The organism is Chlamydia felis Fe/C-56 (assembly GCF_000009945.1).
Classification (GTDB): domain Bacteria; phylum Chlamydiota; class Chlamydiia; order Chlamydiales; family Chlamydiaceae; genus Chlamydia; species Chlamydia felis.
In genome coordinates, this window is sequence record NC_007899.1 from 235,711 (window position 1) to 260,840 (window position 25,130).

The window sequence follows — 25,130 nt, forward strand, 5'->3', positions numbered from 1 at the left end:
TTATAGTTCCTCATATAACTTCGTTAAAATGGAAAATGCTTTTTTCGATCTTAATACTCGTTGGCTATGTTTATCGCACTGCATAAGTTCTTCTTCGGAACATAGGCTGTCTAATAAAATCTCCTCACCAAAACTAAAGAAAATCGGAGCAAAGAAAATTGCTCGATATTCCCCAATAGTATCTTCTACAGTCGGTGGTGGAGGGAGAATGTCATAGGTTTTTAATGCGAATGGGTAGAAATGCGCCGGTTTCCCCGAAGCCTTGGTTAATAAACGAAACATTTCTATGCTTTCGGGTTGAAATTCTGTGGGATAAAGAAAATCATCTTTTGTTTTTCTGTCTCTACCTCCTGCAGGAGCTACGTAAATAAATTTCCCCCCCTCATTTAGCAGAGTTTTCAATGTTTTCATGCTTTTCTGATTATGATGAAGCTTCTCCTCTTTTTGTTCTGGAGGATTATTAATATGCCGTTTTGAGTAAATACATAATAAGTCACAACCCATACTAAAAGGACGAGCTAGGGGATCGGAGGTAACACGGTCTCCTGCCACAAAAATCATATTTTCCAAAAGCTGAGCATGGGTCTTCCCTAAGGCATAGTACATCAACTGGGGATCACATTCTGTTTGATGGTTCGCGAGCAAAATCACATTGTCTTTGCGATCTATAAATTCTTGTATGCGATCTAATTGATGAAGGTTATGAATTTGAGAGCGTTCGTCATCCACAAGGACAGAGAAAAATTGCTTACCAAAATCAAATAGATCTACCGGAGAACGGATTTTCTTGTGGTAAGGAGGAAAGATAAAAGGATCTTTAAGATCCTCTATGATAATTTTCAGCCACTGCAAACATAATTCCTCCGCTTGTGCCAAAGAACATTTCTTGGTTGCTGCATCAAGATAGTTCTGATGATAGATCTGAAATTTCTGATACAGAGGTTCTGGTAGGGATTGGTTGCCAAAGGCCTGTGATAAATAGGTAGAAAAATGCATAACCATGCCTATAGCTCAATACTCTCTCCTGTAATTAATGAGAAGAACTGGTAATGATTGAGATGAAGCGAGTCTGATGTGTTAATTTGTAATTTTGCTTTTAAATGTTTAGCTAATCGGATGAGTTCATCATCGTCTTTTTCCTGTTTCATATAATTAGCAATTTCAGGATGGACAACTAAACATAAGTTGGTGTGTTCTTTATGATTGATAACTTTTTTGAGATCTCGTTCAATTTCAATGACCACACTTTCTGGGGTTTTGATAATCGCGTTACCACTGCAATAAGGACACGTTGTAAATAGTGTTTGCATTAAGGATTCACGATTTCTCTGCCGAGTCATTTCTACAAGGCCGAATTCGCTCATGCTTAAAATAGTACAACGTGCGGCATCGTATTTCATATGTTCTTTTAGACGTTCTAAAACGCGACGTTGGTTCTTACGTGATTTCATATCTATGAAATCAATAATAACTAGTCCCCCAACATTACGTAGGCGCAATTGTCTAGCGATTTCCTCTGCAGCTTCTAAGTTGATTTGAACCAAAGTCTCCTCAACACCACTTTCTAATTGCGTGCTTCTTCCAGAGTTCACATCAATTGTATGCATAGCTTCTGTTTTATCGAAAAATAGATAGCCTCCGCTCGATAACCAGATTTTTCTCTTAGTTGCTTTATCAATTTCTTTTTCGATATTAAAACGCTCAAACATGGGAGTTGAATCGCGATAGTATTCTATCTTTACAGAAGAGTCTGGAGAGTACTTCTTGAGCATGCGTTTACATTTTTGATAGGTAGAGTAATCATCAATCAGTAGGCGTTTGTGATTCTTATCTATGCAGGTGATCACAGCCTTTTTTAGGATGTCCGTCTCTTCGTAAAGTAGGCAGGGCTGGTCTGTGGAATGGAATTTTTCTAAAATACCCTTCCATGTAGCCAATAGGTCGTGAGCTTCATTGATTAAAGCATCAGTAGAAGCGAGTGTGCTAGCTGTTCGACAAATAAGACCCATATCTTGCGGCATTTCAAAAGAACGAATTAGTTGTTTTAATTGGTCTCTCATATGAGGATCTTCTATTTTTCTAGATACACCGCGATGAGGGGAGTTAGGAAGCAAAACTAAATAACGTCCGGGAATGGAAATGTTCGAGGTTAGACGCGCTCCTTTCGTCCCTATAGGCTCTTTCACCACCTGAACTAATACAGGGCTGTCTAATTTTAAAAGTTCTTCTATTGGGGCTTCAGGTTTTTCTCCGTTTTCTTTTGAGAGAACATCGAAATCCATATCGAACATTTGTTCAAACTTCTTAGAGTTTTCTAATACGTCTGAAATGTGAATGAAGCCATTTTCTCTTTCATCAATGTTAATGAAAGCAGATTGAATGTTTCTTAAGATATTAGTTACGCGACCTCGATAAATGTTGCCTTTGAGTTGGCGAATTTTTTTTCTTTCAATGATGAGATCAAAAAGCTGTCCGTTTTTTAGATGGGCGTAGCGAATTTCTTTAGACTCTATATTTAATAAGATGTCGTTTTCCATGGTCTTCCTTGATGCCTAATCCATATTTCCTGCTTTTGCTCGGATGTAATTCAGGAATAGGTTTGTTTGTAGAAGCGTAGTTCTAAACTTCCTAGGTATTTGTCTATTGACTGCGAAAAAAAATTATAAAAAAAATAGGTAAAAAATTCTACAGAAATGGTTTATTGATTCTTTTAAATTAAAAATGATAGTTTTATTTATTGTCTCAATAGATTTAAAGTAGGTCCTTGTTTTCTATAATTACCTTGTTTGGTAAACTCTTGTCTTCAAACTCACAGCAACTCTAAACTCAGCTTTGAGATTTTTCTTATGGGAAACATTGACGATTTAAAATTATACATTTTCCGACTGAAGCTTCCCGGAGAAAAAGAAGTAATAAAATATTCTTTAAGTCCGGAGAATATTCGAGATCCTGGTGAGGAGGAACTTTTCTCTCATCCTATTGAAGTTTCTGGGAATTTAGAAAAAATAGACAGTGAACAATGGTTTTTATCCTTCAGCATATCTACTGCATTAGGATTGCGTTGTTGTGTTTGTGACAAAAGTTTTTTATACTCTATTGGCTTAATAGAAGTCTCACATCTGATTTGTCATGAAGATGCCAAGTCTGGGGTGTTTGATTGTAAAGATTTAATTAGACAAGAACTCCTCTTAGAGAGCGATCGTTTTCAAGAATGCAACAAAGAAGGCTGTCCCGAAAGAGGAAATATCGTACAATTTTTAGAAGGTAGAAAAAGAATCAAAGGGGAAACCCCTTTTGATAAGTTATAAAAGGTGAGAGATATGGCAGTACCACGCAACCGACATAGCAATGCGCGAAAAAATATCCGAAGAAGTCACGATGCGAAAAAAGCGCGCCATGCGGCTGTCTGCAACAATTGTAAGCAAGCTTTTATTCCCCACACAGTTTGTACTTCTTGTGGTTTTTATAACGGGAAAGCCGTTATGACTGTGGAAAAGAAATAATAATATATTCGTGTTATGAACGTGCAAATTGGCATAGATCTAATGGGAGGGGATCACTCTCCTCTCGTTATTTGGGAAGTGCTGATCGATGTACTTAATTCTACGGCTTCGAACTCGCACTTTTCTTTTACTGCTTTCGCCTCTCATGAGGTGCAAGAACAGATACTCAGCAGTTGCACGTATAAGGAGTGTCCTAAGATAATTGCTTCAGACAGCTTTGTTACTATGGATGATTCTCCGCTGTCCGCAATTCGCAAAAAGTCTTCATCCATGGCTTTAGGCTTGGATTATCTTAAAGAGGACAAGATTGACGCCTTTATTTCTACAGGAAACACGGCGGCTTTAATTACCCTATCTCGAACTAAAATACCTGTTTTCCCCACAGTTCGTCGTCCAGCCCTACTTGTTCGCGTTCCTACTATGCGAGGGTGTGCGGTTATATTAGATGTTGGAGCCAATGTTTCTGTGAATCCCGAAGAAATGTTGGGTTTTGCTCGTATGGGGCTAGCCTATCGACAATGTATTGGTGAGAAAGAACACCCCACCATAGGTTTGTTAAATATTGGCTCCGAAGAGCGTAAGGGGACAGAGGCACATAGACAGACATTTCGCATTCTTAGAGAGACTTTTCAGGACTCTTTCTTAGGTAATATTGAAAGTGGAGACGTTTTTAGCGGTAGTGTAGATATTGTTGTAGCGGATGGATTTACAGGAAATATCTTTCTAAAGACTGCAGAAGGGGTTTTTGATTTTCTGCGTCATATCTTAGGGGATAAATTAGAGTCTGATGTTAAACGTCAGTTAGATTATACAATTTATCCTGGTTCAATGGTGTGTGGGCTATCTAAGCTTGTAATCAAGTGTCATGGGAAAGCTTGTGGTAGATCTTTATTTAATGGAATTTCTGGATCTATAGATTTAGCTCGCGCACGTGTTTGTCAGCGAATTTTATCAAGTCTTTCTTAATCTTTAAGCTCTCCTTTTTGCGATCTTTCTTTATTGACGGGATCGTGTTGATAGTGATAAACCTTTGGAAAACGAACACTGAAATATCTCTGAATTAGGTTTACGATGATCGCAAAAAAGGTTTCAAGGTTTCAAAAATCTGCATTTTCACATTCCGTAGTTATAGCCATACTGGTTTCCACCGGGATAGTAGCTAATAATCACAGACTGTACGCTTATGAATCTGTTTCAGAGGTATTTTTGGACACGACTTCTTTATCCAAGCCTCCAGTAGAAACTACTGTCGCAGGAATTTTTGGAGATAAGAAAAAAGAGAAATCTTCTGAGAAGAAAAATCCTAAAAAAGAAAATAAAGAAGCTGAAACGCATGTAGATACGTCTCTTCTACATGATATATCTTCATGTGTTACTAAGATTCTAGGAGCGGATGTCGCTCAAAGTCAGTGTTTAGTAGATGTAAGCACCTTATTTAAGACTCCTAATTCACTATCGTGGGCAAACATACACACATTGCCTGCAAATTCTGAGAAAGACGGATACGAAGTACAAGATCCTCAGCACGGGTTGGCTTTTTGCTATAAAAACTCCTCAGAGGATTCTGGAGGCAAAAATAGTCCGGGATTTTTAGGTATAGCTCTTATAGGTGCGGGATCTAAATCAGGACTATCTTTCTCTAATTTGAGTTCTATAGCTTCCGGAGCTGCTGTATACTCAGATGAAGATGTTATTTTTGAGCATTTTAAAGAAAATCTCTTATTTGAAGGCTGTGCATCTCAAGCCTGTGGCGGAGCTGTTTCTGGTCGAAGTATTGCTTTAAATGGTTGTCATGATGTTTCTCTACTTAACTGCAAGAGTGGTGTCGATCTTACAACTTCTGGTGAGATCGCAGATTTTTCTAAAGGAGGCGGAGTTCTTAATGTTCATAAGATACATGGCGAAGCCCACACATCGAGATTTTCTAATGGAGAAGTTTTATTTCTAGATAATTCTGGGACTTTTTTAGTGAAAGGAAACTGTGCAGAGAGTGCTAATGGCGGATCTGTGGCTTGTGCGCAGTTTGTTTGCTCCTTAAATCTTGGTGATCTTTCCTATATTTCCAATCGAGCTCTATCTGGAGGCGCAGTATCTTCTCTTAAGTCTATGGATTTTTGTAAGAATATTGGAACTTTGGATTTTGTAGAAAATTGTGCTTTAGCTTCTTCTCAAAGCTCTGCCTTTTTAGGAGGAGGAGCTTTAGCCTCTGGAGAAAGAATTAGTTTCTTAAACAATGAGAGAATTTCTTGTTGTAAAAACACTTCTAAATCTCATGGAGGAGCGTTTTTATCTAGATATGTAAGAATAGTAGAGAGTGTTGGGGACACTTGTTTTAAGGAAAACTCTGCCGAGTTTACAGGTGGAGCTGTGAGTGCTCAAAATCAGGTGGAAATCTGCAAGAATTTTGGAAGCGTTATTTTTGAAAAAAACACATCTAAACTTGGGGGTGGGGCTATTTATTGCTTGCTTCCTGAACAGCCTTATACAAGTTCTGAAGAGCCGTTACCAGGATCAGGTGATATTAAAATTATCGATAATTCAGGTGCTATCAAATTTGAGGCTAACGAGAATCTCATGAATTCTCCAGAGACTCATAGCCATCTTGGTGGTGGTGCTCTTTATGGAGCGAATATTTTGATTTCTGGAAATACAGGAGAAATTATTTTTTCTAAGAATGCTTCTAGTCAATGTGAATCCAATAGTACACATCTTGGTGGAGGAGCGATTTTTGCTAATGAAAGAGTTATGGTTTCAGATAATTCTGGAGCAATTACCTTTTCTTATAATAGTGGAAAATTTCTCCCTCTTCCAATGCCTTCTGCAGAGGTTTCTGAAGAAAATAGCTCTCAAAATGCTCCTGTAGAATCTTCTAAACTCGTAGATTTGGGAGTCCGTGGTGGAGGAGCGATTTTTGCTAAGAGCATAGACATCGAAGATAACACTGCAGCGATAGTCTTTGCTGAAAATTCCATGGAAATAAAGAATAATAAAGCTCAAAAAGAGAATCCTTTAGGAGGAGGAGCTTTATTCGGAGCAGAAGCTATTGGTTTGAAAAATAACGCAGATTTATTGTTTTCCAGTAACCATGTTTCTGGTGAGAATAGTAGTGGTGGGGCTGTTTTATCTAATGCAGTAACCATTTCCGATAACAAAAAAGTTCAGTTTGTCCGCAACTATTCACAATTTCTTGGTGGGGCTATTTGTGCTCTAGGAGACAAATTAAGCATCAACAATAACGAGACCACAATTTCCTTCATCGGCAACAGAACAGTTTCCGCAGGCGGAGCTATTGCTTGTGCTGAGGGAGAGGTATCTATTTCTAAGAACTTGGGAAGGGTAGAATTTAAGGATAACTTAGTTTTTGGCGATCCCTATGTTGAGAATCTGGAAGAAGGACAAATTAATACGGTAGGACATCATAGTGGAGGCGGGGCTGTCTTTGCTAAAACTGCGGTAGTTATTCGTGAAAATAACGATAAAGTGCTTTTCTCAGGAAATACTACAGGGTGTTTCGGTGGAGCTATTTTAACTGGTTCTTTAACTCCAGCAGAAGATCAAGAGCGTTTTGCTTCTAGAGTGGTGAGTGCTAATACCAAAGTGGTCATTACTGAAAATGTCGGAGATGTGATCTTTTCTGGGAATAGCACCTCAGCGGCGCAACATCCTGACCACAATTTATTCGGTGGGGGTGCAATCTATACCCAAGATCTGATCATTAATAAAAATGAAGGTTCTGTAGCTTTTTATAACAACTATTCCCCTAGAGGTGGAGCTGTTCGTATTAGTGAAAAAGGATCGGTAATCCTAGAAGCTGTAGGAGGCGATATTGTTTTCCAGGGAAATAGAGGTGCTGAAGATGCCTCTGATGGAATTTACTTTTCTGGGAAAGAATCGAGATTAGTTGAGGTTTCTGCCATTGGTGAAAATACCGTAAGCTTTTCGGATGCTATTGTTTTCGAGGACTTAACTTTACGAAAGAGCTCGGAATCTCATGAGAACATTTTACTTGATCCTACTTTAATATTTAATTCTAAGTCGAAAGACGATTCCGGAGTGACTCATTCTGGAAAAGTTCGCTTTGCTTATGCGACATCTAAAATTCCTCAGGTAGCTGTTTTAGAATCTGGGACTTTAGTTTTATCTGATAAAGCTCAGTTATGGTTATGTGGTTTAAAACAGGAAAAAGGTAGTGAAATTCTACTTTCAGTAGGAACAGTACTACGTATTTTTGATCCTAATGTCAAATCTGTAGAGAAAATAGAAAGCCCTTCTGCGAAATCTTATTATAGTAATTACGAGATAGAGAAAAATCCTATTGAGAAAACCTTAGCGGATATTAGTAGTATAGGCGTAGATTTAGCTTCGTTTGTTACTAACGATGATGGCTCATCACCGTTACCACCACAAATTATTGTTCCTAAGGGGACAACAATTGGTTCAGGATCTTTAGATTTAAGTCTCGTGGATTCAGATGGAGCTGGTTATGAAAACCATGCTTTATTAAATAAAGAGACAGATCTTACTTTGATTTCGTTTAAGAGTGCCTCTACAATATCAGATACTCCCGAGCTAGAGCGAATTTTAGAAGATATAAATGTTAAAGTTTCTGTCCCAACAATAACAGAAGAAACCTATGGGCATATGGGAAGATGGTCCGATCCTCAGGTTGTTGATGGTAAATTAATGATCAATTGGAAGCCTACCAGTTATAAGTTAAATCCTGAGAAAGATGGGTCTATAGTATTGAATACCTTATGGGGACAGTACGGAGATTTGCGAGCTTTAAAGCAACAACAGTTGTCTCACAATATTACCGCACAAAGGATGGAATTGGATTTCTCAACGAACATTTGGGGATCTGGTATGGGAACATTTTCCAATTGTGCAACGATTGCTAAAGTAGATGGTTTTACACATCGTGCTGGAGGCTATGCTCTAGGTTTAGATACGCAGTTGATCGAAGACTTTTTAATTGGGGGAAGCTTCGCGCAATTCTTCGGTTATACAGATAGCCAATTGTATTCTTCTCGTAGTAACCAAAGTGGCTATTTAGGCTCTGGATATGTAGGAATTTTGGCAGGTTCTTGGTTATTTAAAGGTATGTTTATCTACAGTGATATTCATAATGACTTGAATACAACGTACTCCGCACAATCTTTAGGTGTGTCTAAAGGGTCTTGGAATAGCCGAGGAATCTTAGCAGATGCTCATGTGGATTATCGTCATATTGTAAACTCTCGCAGATTTATCTCTTCTATAGTCTCTGCTGTTGTTCCTTTTGTAGAGGCTGAATATACCTATATGGATCTTCCTGCTTTTACAGAGACCGGAGATGAAATAAGATCTTTTGCTGAAGGACATTTACAAAATGTTACAATTCCTTTTGGATTGACTTTAGAGCATAACTACTCTCGAGGACAACGTTCTGAGGTCAATAGCTTGAGTTTTTCCTATGCTCTTGATGTTTATCGTTGGGAACCTAAAGTTCTTATTAACCTACCAGTAGCATCCTATTCTTGGGAAGGGATCGGCTCAGATCTTGCTAGAAAATCGATAAAAGCTCAGTTTAGTAATGATACTGAGTGGAACTCGTATTTTAGTACGTTCTTAGGGGCCACTTATGAATGGAGAGAACATACGGTGTCTTATGATGTGAATTGCGGTATGCGGGTAATATTCTAGGGGGCACCGGCTATTTCGAGAATCGAAAAGGCGTTGTGTTGTTTACACAACGCTTTTTTTAGATAGAAGAATGGATTAGGTGTTTTTAGAAACTATGATATCCATAATGTAAAGTAGGTAGATAATACCTTCTCTTTGGAATTCGCAATTATCATCGTAGAAGCAATCCATTACTATGTTAAAGTGTTCTCCAGTTTCAGGCAAATTGATGAGATTGGCAACTTCACTAAGAAGGAAACTATAAATATTGGCTTGTATTTCTGGTGGTGATGTTAAGAATGCATCATAGATGTATTGTATTAGCTCAGAGTACGAAGACTTATATGTTTGCTCAAAATGGTTCTTGAGTACGAAATATTTTAATTTGTTCACAGGAGTCTTTGATGTCTGACGTAAGGTTAGAGCTGAAAGATTCTCATTTAAATGATCAACAATTAAGCCCAGTTCTTCTCCATATGCTTCTTTTAAACCATTGATTTGGTGCCATTCGTCTTGCTGAGAAATAAGTTGTTGTTGAGACAGTAGTTGCTCTTTAAACATTTGCAACCACAATAGTATCTGATCTCTCCCAGAACTTCGTGTATTGTAGAGATTATTGATATTTCTGAAGATAGACTCTGCCCAAGTAGGTTTGCATTTATCTGCGTAGGAGGAGATTTCACGAAGAGCATCGCGTTTCTTTTCTTGAGAAATTTTAGGGTCTTCCAGAGCTAAGATCAAATGATGCATCATGATAGGGAATGTTTGTGCGTCGGGGTGGGAGGTATCTTCTTTTAATTCTACGGTAAGATAGTGGATGATGATCTGCCAACCGGAATTCCAGCTATTTAGCTTATGAATTAGCCTTGTTAGATGTTTGTAGTTACATGAATGCTTTGAATATGTTGTTGTTGCTAAAGAATTTAAAAATGGCGAGGGTAGAGGAGCTAGACTTAAGATGTCTGTCGCCATATTGGGTTCAAATTCTTCTGATACCTTCTGAAGAATCTCGCTTTTTGTTTTTTCAACAAAAGTTTTTTGGAGTTCGGTTAGGGGGAGAAGAGCTTTAGGGGTTGCAGGAAGAGAAGAAATTTCTTGGGGTTTTCTTTGGCAAGGGCATAAGATTGCTAAAATAAGTAATTTAAAAGGGATGAGTAGAATGTAAATTGCCAGAGAGGAGAGGATAGAAACCACGCATATTAGAGTTAGGAGTAGATAATCCCAACAAGATTCTGGTGATTTTAGGCAAGAACCTATAGCTCGAAAATTTTTAGAGAATAAGAAACAGTAGTCAGCACGTTGGATGAATGTCGTAAAGCGTTCGCAATGCGAAAGAGGGTAAGGCTCGGAGACTATGGGAAGCCGAAGGGTATTTGGATTAGGGAACACGCTCATTAGTGTGAATTTATTTAGGGAAATTAGGGCTTATTGTTTTTACTATTATACTGTTTTGTTGGTTGATTCTGATTTAAATGTATAAGGATTTGTTGTTTTAATTTTATAATTGCAAAAAGAGCTTCTTGGGATCGTTCTTAATAATAAGAAGAAGGATTCCGCGGTTAAGGGGAGGAATGGAATCGTGGTGTATTGTGAATGTTAATCATGAGAGAAGAACGTTCGTAATAATCATAACAAGATTATGTTTTTCTGAAATGTTTAATAGAGGCGTTTTTCCCTGGGACAAAAAACTAAAGCGACATAACCTTGAAGTTATGAGGCTTTAGAGATGTAGGAGATTCAAGCAGGCGGTTAAAGATTTATTCTAAGGTGTGCTAGAACGATCCTGAGCGGTGATTACCCCTTCTTTTAATAATAGGTAAAGAATTGCTTCTCTAGACGGATTATAATTGTTGTCTTCTGGGAAGAAAACTTCCGTCATAATGTCCGCCCGATATTCTTCTGGGATGCCTATAGCCGTTAAGTCTGCTAGGATAATATCTCTTAGAGCTAGGATTTGATCCTGAGATCCTCCAAGGGCTTGTGATAGAGCGGAATTGACCAAGCCTTCACCACTAGTTTCATAAGCATTCAGAAATTCTTGAAGATAGTTCTCATGTTTTGTTCTGTACCTGTCACTTGCTAGAGTTCGTGTGTATGTATCTAAAAATACACCCGTATTGTCTAATCCTAATTCGGCACCGTACTGATGTTTAAATGCTGTCATTATGTGCCATTCTCGTTCGTCTCTACATATTTGTGCCAGGAGATGTTCTTTAAAAATTTGTACCCAAGAAAATACAATGTTTGTGGAAACATCGTTAGCGTTGAATATAGCTTGTAATTCCTGACCTGTGGTTCTTACCCATGTAGGAGCACATCTGTTGCTATAGGAGGCTATGTTGCTTAAGATCGATAATTTTTTGTCTTGAGGTATTTTCGGATTATTTAAAAGTTGAAGAAGCTGGTACATAGTTGATTGAGAAAGAGCTTGAGCCTCTTGAGAACTCATTAGTCTATCCCTTGCTGTTGAGAGAACTAATAGAATTCTCGACCACGCATTATGAATACTACTATTGGGTGTTAGTTCTTTAATTCGTTTTTCTAAAGGCTCGCGAATTGGCTTCCAAGTTTTAGGGGAATTCCTCGTCAATGATTCAAGATATTCATCATTAGTTGGAGCAAGATGTATGTTATCCATTTCAGTGCATACTGGGCGGGATAAGAGATTTTTTAGCAGTTTAATGTAGTCATTGAACTCTTTAGTACTTGGTTTAGATTTAAGAGTCGGTAATAGAATTCTTCTTGAGGATATACCAGAGACTCCAGCTGCGCAAGCGCCTTCTTCAGTGTGAAAAGCCATTGTTTTAGGATCAATTTCCTTTTGTAGTGCTAATTCTTGTTGCATAGCCTCTAACCATAAGTGGGCGGGGCTATTCTTATAAGAAGCTACGTATTTTAAGAGTTCTAGCTTTCTCTCTTGAGAGACGTCACTGTTCTTTAAAATAGAGTAAATTTTGAATAAATAGGCTCGAGCGAGATCCTGCGTTTCTTTCCCCTCCAGGTCTGGATCGGACTTTTTCACTATCACATCTAAGATCGTGAACCATTCTCTTCTCAAGGATAAACTTGGAGTTATTGATGTAATGTTGTTTCTTAGTCTGTTTACGAAATCCCAGCGTTTAGGTGAGTTTTCTATAAGATTGCGAATAAAGGCATTATTTTGATCTGCGTATGCCTCGGGAGAGATATCAGAAAACCTTTCTTGGGCTTCTTCTAGAGAAAGAGGTTGGTAGTCAGGTTGAGGAGCAGGTGTAGGAACAAATGCGTTCATGGGGAGTTGAAGAAGATCAAAGTTTTCTGCTTCTATGCCTGCTAAAGAAGCTAATAATTCAATATGTCTACTGTAGTGTTCCGGTTCTACTTCTGGGAAGTTGTTCTGTAGGAACATATATCTGGGGTCACTTGGGGAAATTGGTTCTTCATCAGGAATATTCGGCAATATTTCAGCATGATGGTCAAGAGAGTGTGAGGTGTCGAGATCTAAGGATGTGGGGCGTGCAATAGGTCCAAGCATTAAGTCTGGGAAGACAACAGCAGCGGGAAGATTAAGAACGTCATCATCACTTTCACCCAAAGAAATTCCTAGTAGCGTTGCATTTACACGCGCACCATTAATAAGAGCAACTTGTTGATCTGCATTGGGATAAGCTGCATTTAAGAATTCTCTAGCAGTGAGATTTTGATCGATGTCTCTTCCGGTTGCAGTGTTGGCAGAGATATCCATAGAAAGGGATGATGGTTGGCTAACTACACTTTGATCTTGAGATGTTGTTTGAACTTCTGTTTGGGAGCTGGTTGGAGTTGGTTGATGTATAGTATGAGGTTATAAAGGCTCGTGTGAAGATATAACAGGTAAAGAAGAGGGGGGGATCCATGGGACATCTTGTTGACTAAGGAATGTAGGTTGTTGAACTAGATTTGGTATTTCTTCTTGAAAGAACATTGAGGCGGGAAGATCGAGTATGCTAGTGCCTTGGGGGAGATCTTCTAAATCTAAGCAGGTAATCCCTAAGTTTTCTAAGGTAATGTCCTCTGGGTTTATTCCGGGATAGTTTATTTGTAAGTGCTCTTGAAGCGTGATTTCTTGATGGAGAATTCTTTCTGGAGGGAATGAGGGTTGGCTAGGAATGCTTGTTTGAGTTGAATATGTGGGACGGGGTGGAGGATCTTCTTGGCGGGGGGGGGTAAGGGAACTAGGGGAAAACCTAGACGGATCTAATTCAACAGAAGTCCTAGAGAACGAACTTCTTCTATTTAGCGGTGAAGGAGGAGGTTGGTACGCTGAAGAGGGAATAAGAATATTTTCATTGCTTAGCGTCGTGGGTTTAGAAACACAAGGGCAGCAGCTTAATCCGATTAGAATTAACTTTAGGGGGAGGAGAAGAATACAAAGGAGAACAGAAAGAACAGCAGATAAAACGATAACAAATATCCATCCTGGGCCAGAATGCCTTTCTGGATGTAAACAAAGACAAGACCCCAGTCTATTACAAAACGTTTTGTATATGGATGTAAAAGAAATTTTTTGATTAATTGTTTTTATTAAAGAAGTTCCCCCGTGCAACGAGGCTGCCGGTTGTGGAGGAGTAAGAGTGGATCGGAAATTATTGTGTTCCAGCGACATAAATTTACCTAAATGAAAAATGTGCCAAAAGTGCATCGAAAGGACTATTTCGTGTTCTTCCGGCAAAAAGTCCAAAAATTGTAAATAAACCACGGATTGTTTGCAACTTTTTTTCTTTCTATGTGGTTGATATTCTGGGGATTTGTTCGTAAGTTTCGAATTGTGGAGAACGGTTACGGTCTTGTTCATTGGAGACTACATAGAGAGGTCAGGGTCTACACATTATTTTTTCGAGAGTTGTTTGTGGTCCCGTGGTTAAAATTCCTTGCATGAGTAAAATGAAGGTAATCCCGGTGGAGTTTAACTCCAACTGTGTGTCATAAAATAGTGAGGAGAGAACAGAAGGAATTTCATGTTCTGGGAGTTGGAATGCCCTCATCGTTTCACAGAGATACGACGATAGGGAGTTTTTCAATTCTTGAGAAGATTCGGAGATTTGATCGCGAATATATTCAATGAGATTTTTGACGGAGGCCCTGTAATGGGAAAGGAACCTTTTGTATAACCGGTTATAGAGGGCTTGCTTTTTTAAGATTAGGTGGCTTGTAAATTGAATGCGGGCTAGAGCATCCATATTTAATCCTAGAGAGCGTCCGTGGTAATGCTTGAAACCCGCTATATGGTGCCACTCTTCCGAAGAACGGTTAGTAATAAATTGTAAAAGATTTTCTTTGAACATCTGTACACAAAATAGGACATGGTTGATACCCGTGTCTTGTTTGTTATAGATTTCTACTAACTCTCGGAATGTAACCTCAATCCATGTAGGAGGACACGCACATGCGTAGGATCCAATATAGTTTAGGAGGTCTTGTTTTCTTTGTGTGGAAATCGTAGGGTCTTGCAACGTTGCTGTTAGCTTTTGCATCGTAGAGTAATAAAGGGATCCTTCGTATGATACTTCTTGTGTAGAAGAAGTGTTTCTGTTTTTTAGATACTTGGCGTGAATATGAGTAATGATCTTTGCCCACGGCATAGGAATGGTGGGGAACAACTTGAGTATCTCATGTTCTAAATTAAGACATTTCCAAGAGGCTGTTTCTGGGACTAAGAAGGTTTTTAGGAAGGGAGAGGATTCGGGAGTTTCATGGAGAGTATCAGAGTTAATATAGAGTGTTTTTGTACATATGTCCTGTAGTTTACGTACGAAAGCTTTTATGGGAGATGTAGCAGGTATTTTAGGATCTTTTAGACACAGACTGACAGATAAGATGATTAATTTTATAGGATAGAGAAATAAAATGAAAATTGCACTAGAGATCGCTGCTAGGATAGAAATTAGCATTGTCTGACAGGGGGCTAGAGTTCCTGTACTTTGCGATAATCTCAAAAGTCTTGTTTTTATAAAAAGATATAACACATGATACCGAATGCTCTCTGCATATGTCTGCAGGGTTTGTTTTAAAGATTCCTTAGGGATAATGTTTACAGAGTAGACAGGAAAACCGTTAGAGAGAATGGTTGCCATAAAGCACGTCCCAGTTTTACAAAATTAATCAGTTCATTCAATGCTGTGCAGCACACGTGTGATTGGATTAGATTTGTCTCTTACAAATCTGTGATATGTGGTTATTGGGATAAGTAAATCTTCTGAGAAATGCGCGTAACTATACTTATCCCCCAGAAGAGGGATAGTAAGCGAGATAGGTAGCTTTACAATTATTAATTGTAAGCATGGTAATTCTAACTAAAAAATAGCCTTAATGACAAATAGTGAAAATAGAAAAAAGTTAAAAGTAGACGAAAGATTCTCGTAAAGATCAGAGAAAAAGTCGTTCTAAAAATGGCCTCGGGCCTTTTTTTAATAAATTCCAAGCATATATTTTCTGCGCATTGCTTCCCTACGGAAGAATGTTTCAATAATTTGTATTTTCTTTTTTTTGTTGATTATAAACGGTTTAGGGTAAAACAAATCGGAATTAAATTGACGATTCTTAATAAAAACTTGAAATAAAACGGGGTAGAAAATACTATATTTCAGCCGTTTATAATTTGGATGAATTTCGTATGGTTTGCGCTTCTCTTTGTTGCTATTTGAAATCGGAGAATTCTGAGAAGCGTTGTTGTAATTTCTCTGCTTCTCGAGTTCGTTTAGTAGCAACTATTGTATCGGTAATGGTGAGTCTCTTAATGCTTAGTGGAGCCATAACTCTTGCTATTCTTTTTGGAGCACAGTTAGGAATCTTATACTCCACAGTAATTATTGGCTTATCTGTGGTGATAGGGATTTTGCTTATCACCGCCAGTTTGAAATGTTTTACTTGCTTAGCTCTAGTCCCCCAGTCTCCCCGTATTTCAGGTCAGGCCTTGCGAGGTTGTGGTGAGGATATGGAGGCACAACACATATCTGTGGGAGCCTTGGAAGATTTTGATACTATAGAAACAGCATTAAGTAGTGAGTTATTGGAATATTCTCAAAAAGATCCTGCTTATCAGGATCTTGAGGATAAATTGGCTCGAGTAAAAGAAAATTTGGCTGCGGCTAAAATAGCATTTGCCATAGCTGCTGAGGAGTGTCGAAGGCTTGAAAATCTATGCAAAGATGTTGAAGCTGATGCAAGTATAAACAGCCAATATCGGGAGAGCTCGTTGGCGTTATGGCGTGCATGTTTGGAGCATGTTCAGGCTTTGCAGGCTTATGAGTGTTGTCTTGATCAACTTAGTGATATGCACCAGCTTAATGATTCCCAACGCGTAGCTCCTCAAAGGGAAAAGGATGTTAAAATTCGCATTTATACTTTGGAGAATCGGCTAACCTTATGTGGCGAAGAGTTTGATATTCTGTGTGCAGAATCAGGGTTAGAGCATGAAAAACAGGGACAACAGTCTGATCGTAAGAATGGGCATCAAGGACAAATAGAAAACTTTAGTTGTTTAAAAGAGGAGAAGTCTCATCCACCTTGTGATATGGATGAGACTAGGGTAACGGCTGATGAAGAAATAAGAGATATTGATACCTCGTGTACGCAGCATTATAGTGTTTTCAATACGACTAATGTGGAGATTGCTGATATGGTTTTAGAGGAAGAAGAGCTTCTCAATACCGTCATAATAGTTGATGAAGATATATTTATGGATGCAAATGAAAATTTATCAGAACTCAGTGACTAAAATTTATATTTGCAGGAGATTCATTATTTAAGATTTAAAGAGGAGAAATTCGTACTTATAAAAAAGCGTAGTAGATGTTAACAGAAATACCATGTCTTAATCCTTAAAAGCGTTTTCTTTGGAGTCTGTAATTTGGGGGTGAATACGTGGTAACGAATACTTGGGAGCACTAATATAGGGTAATTTGTGATCTTCACTTGTTATTATTAAAATATGCCGTGCAGCCATGCCTATCAGACGCTTGACTATATCCAACTCGTTAAAGACGAGCGTATGCAAGTTATCTATTTTATCATGGGTGTCTTTATGAAATGTTTCCAGGCGAACTTGTCTTCTAAAGTAGAAGGGCAAGGGGCGGTATCTACATATGTAAGAAGAACGGATGCTAACACTATTATAAATACTATTGCAATAGTATCAGGAATTTTAATTATTGCCTCTAGCATTGCATGCGGTTTTTTTTTAGGAACAGATCTGGGTTTATTAAGTGCTATTCTTTTAAGCATTGCTATTGTCGCTGGGTTATTACTTATAGCTAGCGGGTTATTTTTTTTCTTTAGGGGGATTTTTACACAACGAGAGCTGGCTAGAAGAGCTACCATTGAACAAGAGAGAGTTCTTAGTCTTTCGCAACAACTGGCCTCTACTAAGAAGGAACTAGAAAGTTTAAGTTCTCTACAGATGGAAGAACAGAAAATGCCGAAAGAAAGCAATATAGAAGAGCAAAATCATCTTTTGCAAGAAAGAAGCGAACGTATTGTACATCTAGAAAGTCTGATTCATCAGTTGAGAAAAGAACATGCTGAACTTTTAAAAGAAAAGGATGACGCATGTTGCGCAGAGTTAAAAAGACAAACGGTTATACGTTCTCAACTGGAAGATCAGCATCAAGAAGAAATAATGGCCCGTGAAAAAAGGTTTTGCGAACGACTACGTATTTTAGAAGATGAAATATCCAACCAAACAACAGTACATAATGACGAACTGACAGAAATTCGAAAAATTATATCACAAAACCAGGAAATAATTAATCAAGAGATAAGAGAAAAAGAACAAAAGATTTCAGATTTACAAGACTCAATGCATCAGCAACATGACGTAGATCTTGATTATATTCATGAGCTGGAAACTTTACTAAGGGAAAGGGAAGAGATCGTAGCGAATTTACAAAGCAATATGGATCTCTATGATGATCTTGAATCTGAGGTCAACACCTCCTCTCTTCCTTGTGCCCTAATTCGCATCCGTCAGCAAAAAGAGCGGATTGCTTTATTAGAAACCATAAATTTACAACTGCCTACAAGAACACGTAACCGATCATCGAGTATATAGACTGCCATAACCATGTTCTAAATAGGCTTCACCCTATGTTGTGAAGTCTATTCTATTTCGCACCCGTTTAATTTTAATGCGATGAAAGGGTTTAAAAGGCCCTTTCTCTGAAGAAAAGATCTAAAAATAATAGAATTCAGATCTTAGTTTTTTAATCGTTGTTATTGTTTGTGAGATAATTATGAGATGTATTCCCGCGTGTTTAACGCCAATTTCAGCAATCAATTCATGTTTGGTCAAAGCAAATTCGCCCAGAGCTTGCTTAGTCGTTAATGTGTTTTCCCTGTTTTTATCTTTATTGATAGTTGTTACAGGTATAACCGCTCTGGCGTTTTTCAGTGTTGAACTGGGGATGCTCCATAGCGTGATTTTAAGCCTATGTATTTTGGCCGCGTTATTTTCCTTGGCTATAAGCACTTATTCCATAGCACATAGAAGGACTAGTAGCTGCATGTCTGTTCTACAGAAGCAAGAGCTGCAACAAGAGATGTCGCGACCCCCATCGTTAAGCCATACTCGGACAGATGAAATTTCAGAAGATCAGAATTTCGAGAATCAGAAAATACAAGAAATGGAAAGAGAGAACCAACGCATGTCATCGAGAATTCTAGAGTTAGAATCTCAAGTTTTAAGCCAGAAAGAAGACCAGGGAAGAATTCGTGGATTTGAGAGAATAGATCCTTCTTCGGAGCTAAATGTCAATAAAGAACGTTGTGCTTTTGAGTCCAGAATTCGAGATTTGGAGGAAGCTCTCGCCAAAAGTGAATCTCTGTCCCAAGAACGTTCTTCAGCTGCAGAGACGCGTTTGGGAGAATTGCAAACAGAGCGCTCGCAGTTTCTAGGTCGCATATCGGAGTTAGAGATCTCTCTAGTAAACAGAGACTATCAAATAACATTGTGTACAAATTTAGAAAAGCAATTAGAAGAAAAGACAGAAAAAATACAACAACTAGAAATTCTTCGGATGCAGGTGCTTGAAGAGGTACAAAAACTTCAGAAATCCTTAGATCAAGAAGAGGCAAATAGTAGTATTCTTGCTAGAAAATCTGAACAGATTCGCGTAAGTTTAGAAAGAGATGAGTTGCGTGTACAACGCTTGCACTTAGAATCTCGAGTTGTGCTATTAGAAGTATCTGAATCAATAGCATCGAAGTTTAGTTTAGACATAGAAAAAAGTAATGCAGAGACACAAACAGCAGAGATTAATCAAGAACAACAAGAGGCTCAAAAACAAATCCTAAGGTTAAGGGAAGAACTTAAGGAGAAAGAAGAAAAAATATCCAGTAATGCATCAGAATATCAAAGGATACAATCCCGTTGCGAAAAGGAAATTGCACAATTAAAACAGAGCCAGGCTGAGGCACTAGAAAGAGTTCGAGGATTAGAGCAAGATCTTCTAGATGCTGATAATGAGAAACAATCGTTTGTTCAAGATTTCACTGATAAATGTGGAGAATATGAAGAGAAGATAGCAAAGTTACAGAATAGATGCGTGGATTTTGAAAACTCAATGAGTGATTTGCAAAGAGATTTGCTAGGTGAGAATAGGAATCAAGAGAGTACCGACCGATCTTTAATAACTGATCTAGAGGGCCGGATAGCAGATTTACAAGAAGAAAATCAAAAGCAAGAGATGAAGATCCAGGCTTTTGATAAACAATTGCTTGAGCGTTCGAATGAAAAAACTCGTATTCAGAAAACTGTTAGAGCACAGATAAAAGCTCAAGTGGATAAAAGAAAGGCTGCAGAGAAAGAATTAGGTGAGAGTGAAGCCAAGTTGCAACAATTGGAAGCACAGATCCAACATTTAGAAGATGGACGCGGCCCCAGTATGTCTGCCTTACAAGAACGAGTGCGGACTTTGTATCAAGAAGCTCATGAAAATAATATTTTTATTTCCAATTTGAAGAAGTGCAATCAACAGTTAGAACGTCAGGTTCTAACATTTGTAAATCAAAAACCTCTGTTTTTAGCTTCGAATTCTGTGAAGGAAGGCAATGTGGCTAAGCTAGAGGGATATAGACAAGAGGCACGAACACTTCTGAGCGCAGATGCTCAAGACCGTACACTAATGGCAAAAGACAGAATCAGTAGGTTAGAAAAACTATGTAAAGGTTCTGATTTAAAAGATGAAGTTGATGAATTGGCAGAATTATCAGAAGACCGTCTCAACCATAAGGCGATCTTTCAATTAGAAAGCAAGATGTTTAATCTTCTTCAACAAAATAGTAGCTCTGCCTCTGGGAGAAACAGAGTAGAAAGTTTAAGGGCGTTGAGATTACAACAATATTGTGATGGAGATGCAGGTCTCGAGGCTAGAGTTCGCGAATTTAATTTCCCTAAAGGCTCTCCAATTAATTCCTCTGAGCTTTATGAATTGGAACAAGAGATTTTTGATATTAGAGAAGCTAAGATTTTTACCTTGCGAGAGGGGCTGGAGGGAGCTAACGAACGTTTAATCATAGCAGAGTTAAAAATTAAAGAACTTACAGATATTCTAAGAGCCCATGAAGAAGCTCTGAGTCCGAATACTAAGGAAAAAAGATCACTAGAGGAACAACAAACGTTGTTACAGGTTGGTGTTGATCTTCGCAAACAACTAGACGCAAACCGTTCTGAGTTGGAAGTTTATAAAAACAGATTCTTAGAAATTCAGAGAGAGTTTTTGAAAATCTCTCTAGAGAATCAAGCCAAAGATTTAGCTCTAAAAGTTGCCGAGAATAAATTAAAGCAATTCGAAAAAAAACAATAAATTTTCTTATTTTGATTAAAGATCCTCCTTATGTTTCATGGGGGATCTTTAGTTTCTATTATTCATACAACATTCATACAACGCAAAGTATCCGCTGTATTCTAAGATACTTTCTGTAAAATACACACTTTTTCATTATGTTGAGTCCCTAAATGGTGCCAGTTTAGGTTCTTCGGTCATGATAAGTTCGTGTTTTTTGCTACATATAACTGTTAGTTGTAATCTATTTTCCGTAGTTTTTTACTAAAGCTTTTTGTGGGCTAGTTATATAAAGTTCTTGCATTTAAAGGGTTGCGACGGTTTCACTGTTTTAAGTTTAGTTTACTCAAGAGAGCGGTTTATGACAACAAACTCATTGAACATAGGTTCTAGTTCAGCCACTGTGGTAAATTCTGTAGTACAAAAACAGCCACTTTGGAAAGTGTCTTTAAATAAATATCAACAGGTTGCTGCTGCTATTATTCTTATAGCAGGCTTGGTTCTCATTGGTTCTTTAGTAGGTGCTTTGGTGTTCTTTGCATTGACAGGACCTTCTGTTCTTTTTGCTGCTATGTTGATGGCTCTTGTTTCTGGTGTTGTTCTTATCGCTATGGCAGGGTATCAGTTGGCTGTAGGAGTTCGAAAAGATGCAAAAGAGAGACAGCTGGTTCATGAAAAAATACAGTATGAAGTTGAAGCAGCATTGCTAAAAGATAACAATAAGCTCATCGAAAGAAAATTAGAGGAGTTGCAAAAACACAGCGATGCATTGACAGGACAATTGCTAGGTTTGGCGGGTGATTTAGAATGTTTAAAACAAGAGAAAATAGACTTAGAAGCTAGAGTTATGGATTTGCAGCGTCAGAATGCTTCTTTGAGCAAATTAATGGAGGAAGGACGTCCAGACTTAGTTGCCGAAATAGAAAACCAAAGAAAACAGTGCAAAAACCTCCAGGAGCTTCTTCTTCAAGCTGAAGAAAAAAATAAAAGTTTAGAGAGCACAGTCAAAAAATGTCAAACAGAGTTAATGATTGTGGAACAGCAAAATACTCTACTTATAGAGAGAAATAAAGAACTCAAAGTTCAGAAAGCAGCGCTTGAAAAGATGTTAGAAGACAGCAAGCAAGAAATTAAGATTTTAAAAGAGGTTCTCGCAGATTTTGAGGCCATGAATATACCAGGCAACATTGCAGAGTTACAAGCAAAGATTGAGGAACAAAAATTAGAGCTCGAATCTCTTAAAGATCAAGCAGAAAAGCTACTTTTAGAGAAAGATGCGGTAATGAAAGAAAGTCAGGATCTCAAAGACCTGTTAAACTCTAGTAAATTAGAGATAAGCAAGAATAAATTAGATATAAGCAAGTTGCAATCTGAATTAGAGAGTTTGCAATCACAACCTCATGGAGATGACGGTGCAGATGTAGATGTTCAAGAAGGTGCTGAAGGTGATGCTGGCGACAATGATGTGGCGGGCAGCGAAGAGCATACTAATGATGACGCTAATTAATCTGCGATAATTATTACGAAATAAGAAGATGAGAACCCGTGTTCGCTTCTTTTTAAATTAATATTATAAGTTCTATTGACCCTATTGAGTAAATAGGGTCGATTGTTTTCATTACTACTCCAGTTTTTTCAATATATTCATAACCTAAAAACGATTTCAGAAACGTTGGTCAGATAAGACTGAGAGCCCAACTTATATGCCGAAACCCATCTAAGCTTGTCTATATTTCTTCTATAATTTTTGGCATTATTCAGTGTGATGAGAACTTTTTTGAGGTTTTCATGCTAAAAGCTCTATAAAACAGTCCGCTAGATTTCTCTGTAAATTTTAATATGGTACTTAGTGAGATAGAGGTTGGATTTTTTCTTCTGTATAGTGGAGAAGCTCTTTCTTATATTATTCTATGAGTTTCATTTTCCTCTCCTGTTAAGAAGAAACTTTTAATATAACAATAAAAGAGTGGAAGAATTAGAAACTAAAGAGCAGTCTTATTAATGACTATGCTAAGCAATTGTTTTGGGATAGAAATTAGCAATATACCGAAGTTTTGAAAAGCATCTGAAAATCTTCGCGTTACCTATAGACGAAACTTTTATATTTCTCGATACGTTCTTGTTTTTCATTTTATTCTAGGGAATGCTGTGGATGGAATTTCTAACTGCTTCGGCACGAATCTAAGGACTTCTATTTGTCTTTCTACGCGTGCATCTAAAAGCTATTGTCTTGTGAATATTACTGCCATAGCTTTGTGTTTCATTATACTGGGGATACAGATGGCTGTTTTTGTATCCTCCAGAACCTGTATAAGCGTTCTTTATGTTATTTTTGTTAGTTTTACTCTACTAGCGTCTATTTTGCTTGCCTGCGTGGCTGTTTACAATCTTTTTCATTTCCGAACTACCTCACGACGCTATCAAGATGCTCAAGAAATACTGAATCTGCGGATACGTAATCGAGAAGTTATAGAGCAAGAACTTAACAGACAATTGCAAGAACAAAGAATAGAGTTGGATTACCTTAAAGAAGAAAGCACGATACAATTCGAAAGAGCTCAGCATATTGAAGAAAGATATAGCGAATATATGCATCGATTTGAGGCAGATAAAGCAGATTTAGAACAACAACTCCAGGACTGTAGGGAAGAGATCATTAATCTATCTCGGGACTTGGAATCTCGACTTTCAGAGGCGAGTATACAGACAGAACGGCCCTCTAGCGATGATGAGGATGAATATAACGCTAGTTGGTTTGAAGCTGCTAATATTTTAGAATCTCCAAATCGAGAATCAGACATTACTTACATGACTGTAGAAGAAGGTAATATAGATAACGGTTCTTCTTCAGAACATGAATATTCTAGATAGCTTGCAACATAAAGATGTTAAAACAGGCTTCTCACCATTATGAGAGCCTGTTTTCTTGTTTTATAATTGAGGCAACCTATTGATGCGCTTGGTTTTAAGAACAAATAACTTGCTATTAAATGCAAAGGGTGTATTGAATGTTTAAAAATTATTCGAATTAGAATTCGTTGTTTATTATATGGCTATGTTTAAGCGAGCAACTTATGAAACTTTCCTCCTCCTTAAGACTTGCTAGTGCGCAGCAACTAAATCCCTGTCATTATCGTATCAATAAACCTTACCTTGTTCTTATTACTTCCGTCATTACAACAATTCTAGGTCTAGCTGTGATAGCTGCTAGTATAGCTTTGCTTGTGCTGTTTGGGGCTCAAGCATCAGCTGTGTTTAATGGGCTTATGGTTGGTGTGATTCTAGGAATAGCTCTTCTCCTTCTTATAGGAGGGATCCGTTCTGCTCTTATCCTTAATTTAACCTGTGTACGCAAGAAAGAGATTTCTGGATTTTCTAAGACTCTAAAGGAGTTTCAAGATCTTTTGCAAGACCGACAAAAACATATATCAGAACAAGAAAATTTTATTGCGAGTCTCCAGAATCAGCTAGATGAAGAATCGAACAAATATAATAAGCTGTTGACGACTAAACAAGAAGAATTGACAAGCCTCACTCGAAGATATATTGCTACAACTAGCGAAAGTTCGAATTTGGAGGAAACAGTTAATAACTTACGCTCGGAGTTAATGGAATTGAGAAGTTCATCAAGCGAACTCATAGATAAACTTCGAACTAACGTGGAGCTACTCCACGCAGAATCTATAATAGCTCGTCAAGCTATGGAGGCAGAACAAGTCATTGCCAGCAACTTAAGCCACCTTTCTGAAAGCCTAAAATTTAAGCTTCAAGAAAAAGAACAAGAAATTGCTGACAAGGAGCAGGAAGTTCAAGTTTTGATACACAAGGTATCCGAGCTGCAACAAGAAATTTCCGACCTTCAGTTTTTCATTACCGATAACATAGATAAGCAAGCACTCCCAAGTGATGTTAGTGAAGGTTTGGAAGCAAAACTTACTACATTGAAAGGTAAGATTGAATGTCTTTTATCCTTTATCTCTGATGGCATAACAAATAATGACATCGCAATTTCGGCAGGGCATCACTTAATGCTAAAAATAAAAGAATTACGCGATGACATTTCTAATATTCAAGACAGTGTGACTGTCTTAATGACCGTGCAACCTGAAAAGGATTCCCAAAACAAGGAGGAATAAAACTTAGACTTCTCTTTGTTGTACTAATTAAC

Annotated in this window: 17 protein-coding genes; 10 read left to right on the top strand and 7 right to left on the bottom strand. The window is 37.9% G+C overall.

Annotation, left to right across the window (positions count from 1 at the left end):
• Positions 1–996, bottom strand: a complete 996-nt coding sequence (locus tag CF_RS01035) for a 1-acyl-sn-glycerol-3-phosphate acyltransferase (protein WP_041468058.1) — start codon at positions 994–996, stop codon at positions 1–3.
• Between the two features lie 8 nt (positions 997–1,004).
• Positions 1,005–2,537 carry an Rne/Rng family ribonuclease gene (locus CF_RS01040; RefSeq protein ID WP_011457759.1) on the bottom strand — a complete coding sequence of 511 codons (1,533 nt, stop codon included), beginning with the start codon at positions 2,535–2,537 and terminating at the stop codon, positions 1,005–1,007.
• Between the two features lie 309 nt (positions 2,538–2,846).
• Between CF_RS01040 and CF_RS01045 the strand changes: the two genes are divergently transcribed.
• The 4 genes from CF_RS01045 (at position 2,847) to CF_RS01055 (ending at position 9,185) form a co-directional block, all read left to right on the top strand.
• Positions 2,847–3,308, top strand: coding sequence for a hypothetical protein (locus tag CF_RS01045; RefSeq protein ID WP_011457760.1), 462 nt, complete (start codon positions 2,847–2,849; stop codon positions 3,306–3,308).
• Positions 3,309–3,320: 12 nt separating this feature from the next.
• The gene (rpmF, locus tag CF_RS05180; protein WP_011457761.1) at positions 3,321–3,503 is read left to right on the top strand and encodes a 50S ribosomal protein L32; all 183 of its coding nucleotides are present in this window, start codon (positions 3,321–3,323) and stop codon (positions 3,501–3,503) included.
• A gap of 15 nt (positions 3,504–3,518) precedes the next feature.
• A complete protein-coding gene (gene plsX, locus CF_RS01050; protein WP_011457762.1) occupies positions 3,519–4,469 on the top strand; it encodes a phosphate acyltransferase PlsX in 951 nt (316 codons plus the stop codon).
• A 105-nt stretch (positions 4,470–4,574) separates the two neighbouring features.
• Entirely contained in the window at positions 4,575–9,185 is a 4,611-nt protein-coding gene (locus CF_RS01055) for a polymorphic outer membrane protein middle domain-containing protein (protein ID WP_011457763.1), read from the top strand.
• Between the two features lie 75 nt (positions 9,186–9,260).
• Here CF_RS01055 and CF_RS01060 read toward each other — a convergent pair whose 3' ends face one another.
• The 4 genes from CF_RS01060 to CF_RS01070 all read right to left on the bottom strand — a co-directional run bounded on the left by CF_RS01060 (position 9,261) and on the right by CF_RS01070 (position 15,256).
• Complete coding sequence (locus CF_RS01060; protein ID WP_011457764.1) at positions 9,261–10,559, bottom strand: DUF1548 domain-containing protein; 1,299 nt, start codon at positions 10,557–10,559, stop codon at positions 9,261–9,263.
• A gap of 367 nt (positions 10,560–10,926) precedes the next feature.
• A complete protein-coding gene (locus CF_RS01065) occupies positions 10,927–12,888 on the bottom strand; it encodes a DUF1539 domain-containing protein (RefSeq protein WP_011457766.1) in 1,962 nt (653 codons plus the stop codon).
• A 99-nt stretch (positions 12,889–12,987) separates the two neighbouring features.
• Positions 12,988–13,788, bottom strand: coding sequence for a hypothetical protein (locus tag CF_RS05330; protein ID WP_408609916.1), 801 nt, complete (start codon positions 13,786–13,788; stop codon positions 12,988–12,990).
• Between the two features lie 208 nt (positions 13,789–13,996).
• A complete protein-coding gene (locus CF_RS01070) occupies positions 13,997–15,256 on the bottom strand; it encodes a DUF1548 domain-containing protein (protein WP_011457768.1) in 1,260 nt (419 codons plus the stop codon).
• Positions 15,257–15,795: 539 nt separating this feature from the next.
• On the opposite strand from CF_RS01070, the gene CF_RS01075 reads away from it, so the two are divergent.
• Both CF_RS01075 and CF_RS01080 read left to right on the top strand, forming a co-directional pair.
• Entirely contained in the window at positions 15,796–16,899 is a 1,104-nt protein-coding gene (locus CF_RS01075; RefSeq protein WP_011457769.1) for an IncA family protein, read from the top strand.
• A gap of 306 nt (positions 16,900–17,205) precedes the next feature.
• Positions 17,206–18,231 (top strand): IncA family protein, encoded by a 1,026-nt coding sequence (locus CF_RS01080; protein WP_173023624.1) that lies wholly within the window; start codon positions 17,206–17,208, stop codon positions 18,229–18,231.
• A gap of 120 nt (positions 18,232–18,351) precedes the next feature.
• Here the strand turns inward: CF_RS01080 and CF_RS05255 are convergent, their stop codons facing one another.
• A complete protein-coding gene (locus CF_RS05255; protein WP_041467932.1) occupies positions 18,352–18,648 on the bottom strand; it encodes a hypothetical protein in 297 nt (98 codons plus the stop codon).
• 34 nt (positions 18,649–18,682) lie between these two features.
• Here CF_RS05255 and CF_RS01090 point away from each other — a divergent pair, with 34 nt between their 5' ends.
• The 4 genes from CF_RS01090 to CF_RS01105 all read left to right on the top strand — a co-directional run bounded on the left by CF_RS01090 (position 18,683) and on the right by CF_RS01105 (position 25,098).
• The gene (locus CF_RS01090) at positions 18,683–20,983 is read left to right on the top strand and encodes a hypothetical protein (protein WP_050711606.1); all 2,301 of its coding nucleotides are present in this window, start codon (positions 18,683–18,685) and stop codon (positions 20,981–20,983) included.
• A gap of 340 nt (positions 20,984–21,323) precedes the next feature.
• Positions 21,324–22,469 (top strand): IncA family protein, encoded by a 1,146-nt coding sequence (locus CF_RS01095; protein ID WP_011457772.1) that lies wholly within the window; start codon positions 21,324–21,326, stop codon positions 22,467–22,469.
• A gap of 641 nt (positions 22,470–23,110) precedes the next feature.
• Positions 23,111–23,833 carry a hypothetical protein gene (locus CF_RS01100; protein WP_011457773.1) on the top strand — a complete coding sequence of 241 codons (723 nt, stop codon included), beginning with the start codon at positions 23,111–23,113 and terminating at the stop codon, positions 23,831–23,833.
• Positions 23,834–24,036: 203 nt separating this feature from the next.
• Positions 24,037–25,098 carry an IncA family protein gene (locus tag CF_RS01105; RefSeq protein WP_011457774.1) on the top strand — a complete coding sequence of 354 codons (1,062 nt, stop codon included), beginning with the start codon at positions 24,037–24,039 and terminating at the stop codon, positions 25,096–25,098.
• Positions 25,099–25,130 lie beyond the last annotated feature (32 nt).

What these genes read in the sequence shown, in the direction of transcription:
- CF_RS01035 (WP_041468058.1), bottom strand. Translation starts at nt 996, where the DNA reads ATGCATTTTTCTACCTATTTATCACAGGCCTTTGGCAACCAATCCCTA.
- CF_RS01040 (WP_011457759.1), bottom strand. Translation starts at nt 2,537, where the DNA reads ATGGAAAACGACATCTTATTAAATATAGAGTCTAAAGAAATTCGCTAC.
- CF_RS01045 (WP_011457760.1), top strand. Translation starts at nt 2,847, where the DNA reads ATGGGAAACATTGACGATTTAAAATTATACATTTTCCGACTGAAGCTT.
- rpmF (WP_011457761.1), top strand. Translation starts at nt 3,321, where the DNA reads ATGGCAGTACCACGCAACCGACATAGCAATGCGCGAAAAAATATCCGA.
- plsX (WP_011457762.1), top strand. Translation starts at nt 3,519, where the DNA reads ATGAACGTGCAAATTGGCATAGATCTAATGGGAGGGGATCACTCTCCT.
- CF_RS01055 (WP_011457763.1), top strand. Translation starts at nt 4,575, where the DNA reads ATGATCGCAAAAAAGGTTTCAAGGTTTCAAAAATCTGCATTTTCACAT.
- CF_RS01060 (WP_011457764.1), bottom strand. Translation starts at nt 10,559, where the DNA reads ATGAGCGTGTTCCCTAATCCAAATACCCTTCGGCTTCCCATAGTCTCC.
- CF_RS01065 (WP_011457766.1), bottom strand. Translation starts at nt 12,888, where the DNA reads ATGGATATCTCTGCCAACACTGCAACCGGAAGAGACATCGATCAAAAT.
- CF_RS05330 (WP_408609916.1), bottom strand. Translation starts at nt 13,788, where the DNA reads ATGTCGCTGGAACACAATAATTTCCGATCCACTCTTACTCCTCCACAA.
- CF_RS01070 (WP_011457768.1), bottom strand. Translation starts at nt 15,256, where the DNA reads ATGGCAACCATTCTCTCTAACGGTTTTCCTGTCTACTCTGTAAACATT.
- CF_RS01075 (WP_011457769.1), top strand. Translation starts at nt 15,796, where the DNA reads ATGGTTTGCGCTTCTCTTTGTTGCTATTTGAAATCGGAGAATTCTGAG.
- CF_RS01080 (WP_173023624.1), top strand. Translation starts at nt 17,206, where the DNA reads ATGAAATGTTTCCAGGCGAACTTGTCTTCTAAAGTAGAAGGGCAAGGG.
- CF_RS01090 (WP_050711606.1), top strand. Translation starts at nt 18,683, where the DNA reads ATGTCTGTTCTACAGAAGCAAGAGCTGCAACAAGAGATGTCGCGACCC.
- CF_RS01095 (WP_011457772.1), top strand. Translation starts at nt 21,324, where the DNA reads ATGACAACAAACTCATTGAACATAGGTTCTAGTTCAGCCACTGTGGTA.
- CF_RS01105 (WP_011457774.1), top strand. Translation starts at nt 24,037, where the DNA reads ATGAAACTTTCCTCCTCCTTAAGACTTGCTAGTGCGCAGCAACTAAAT.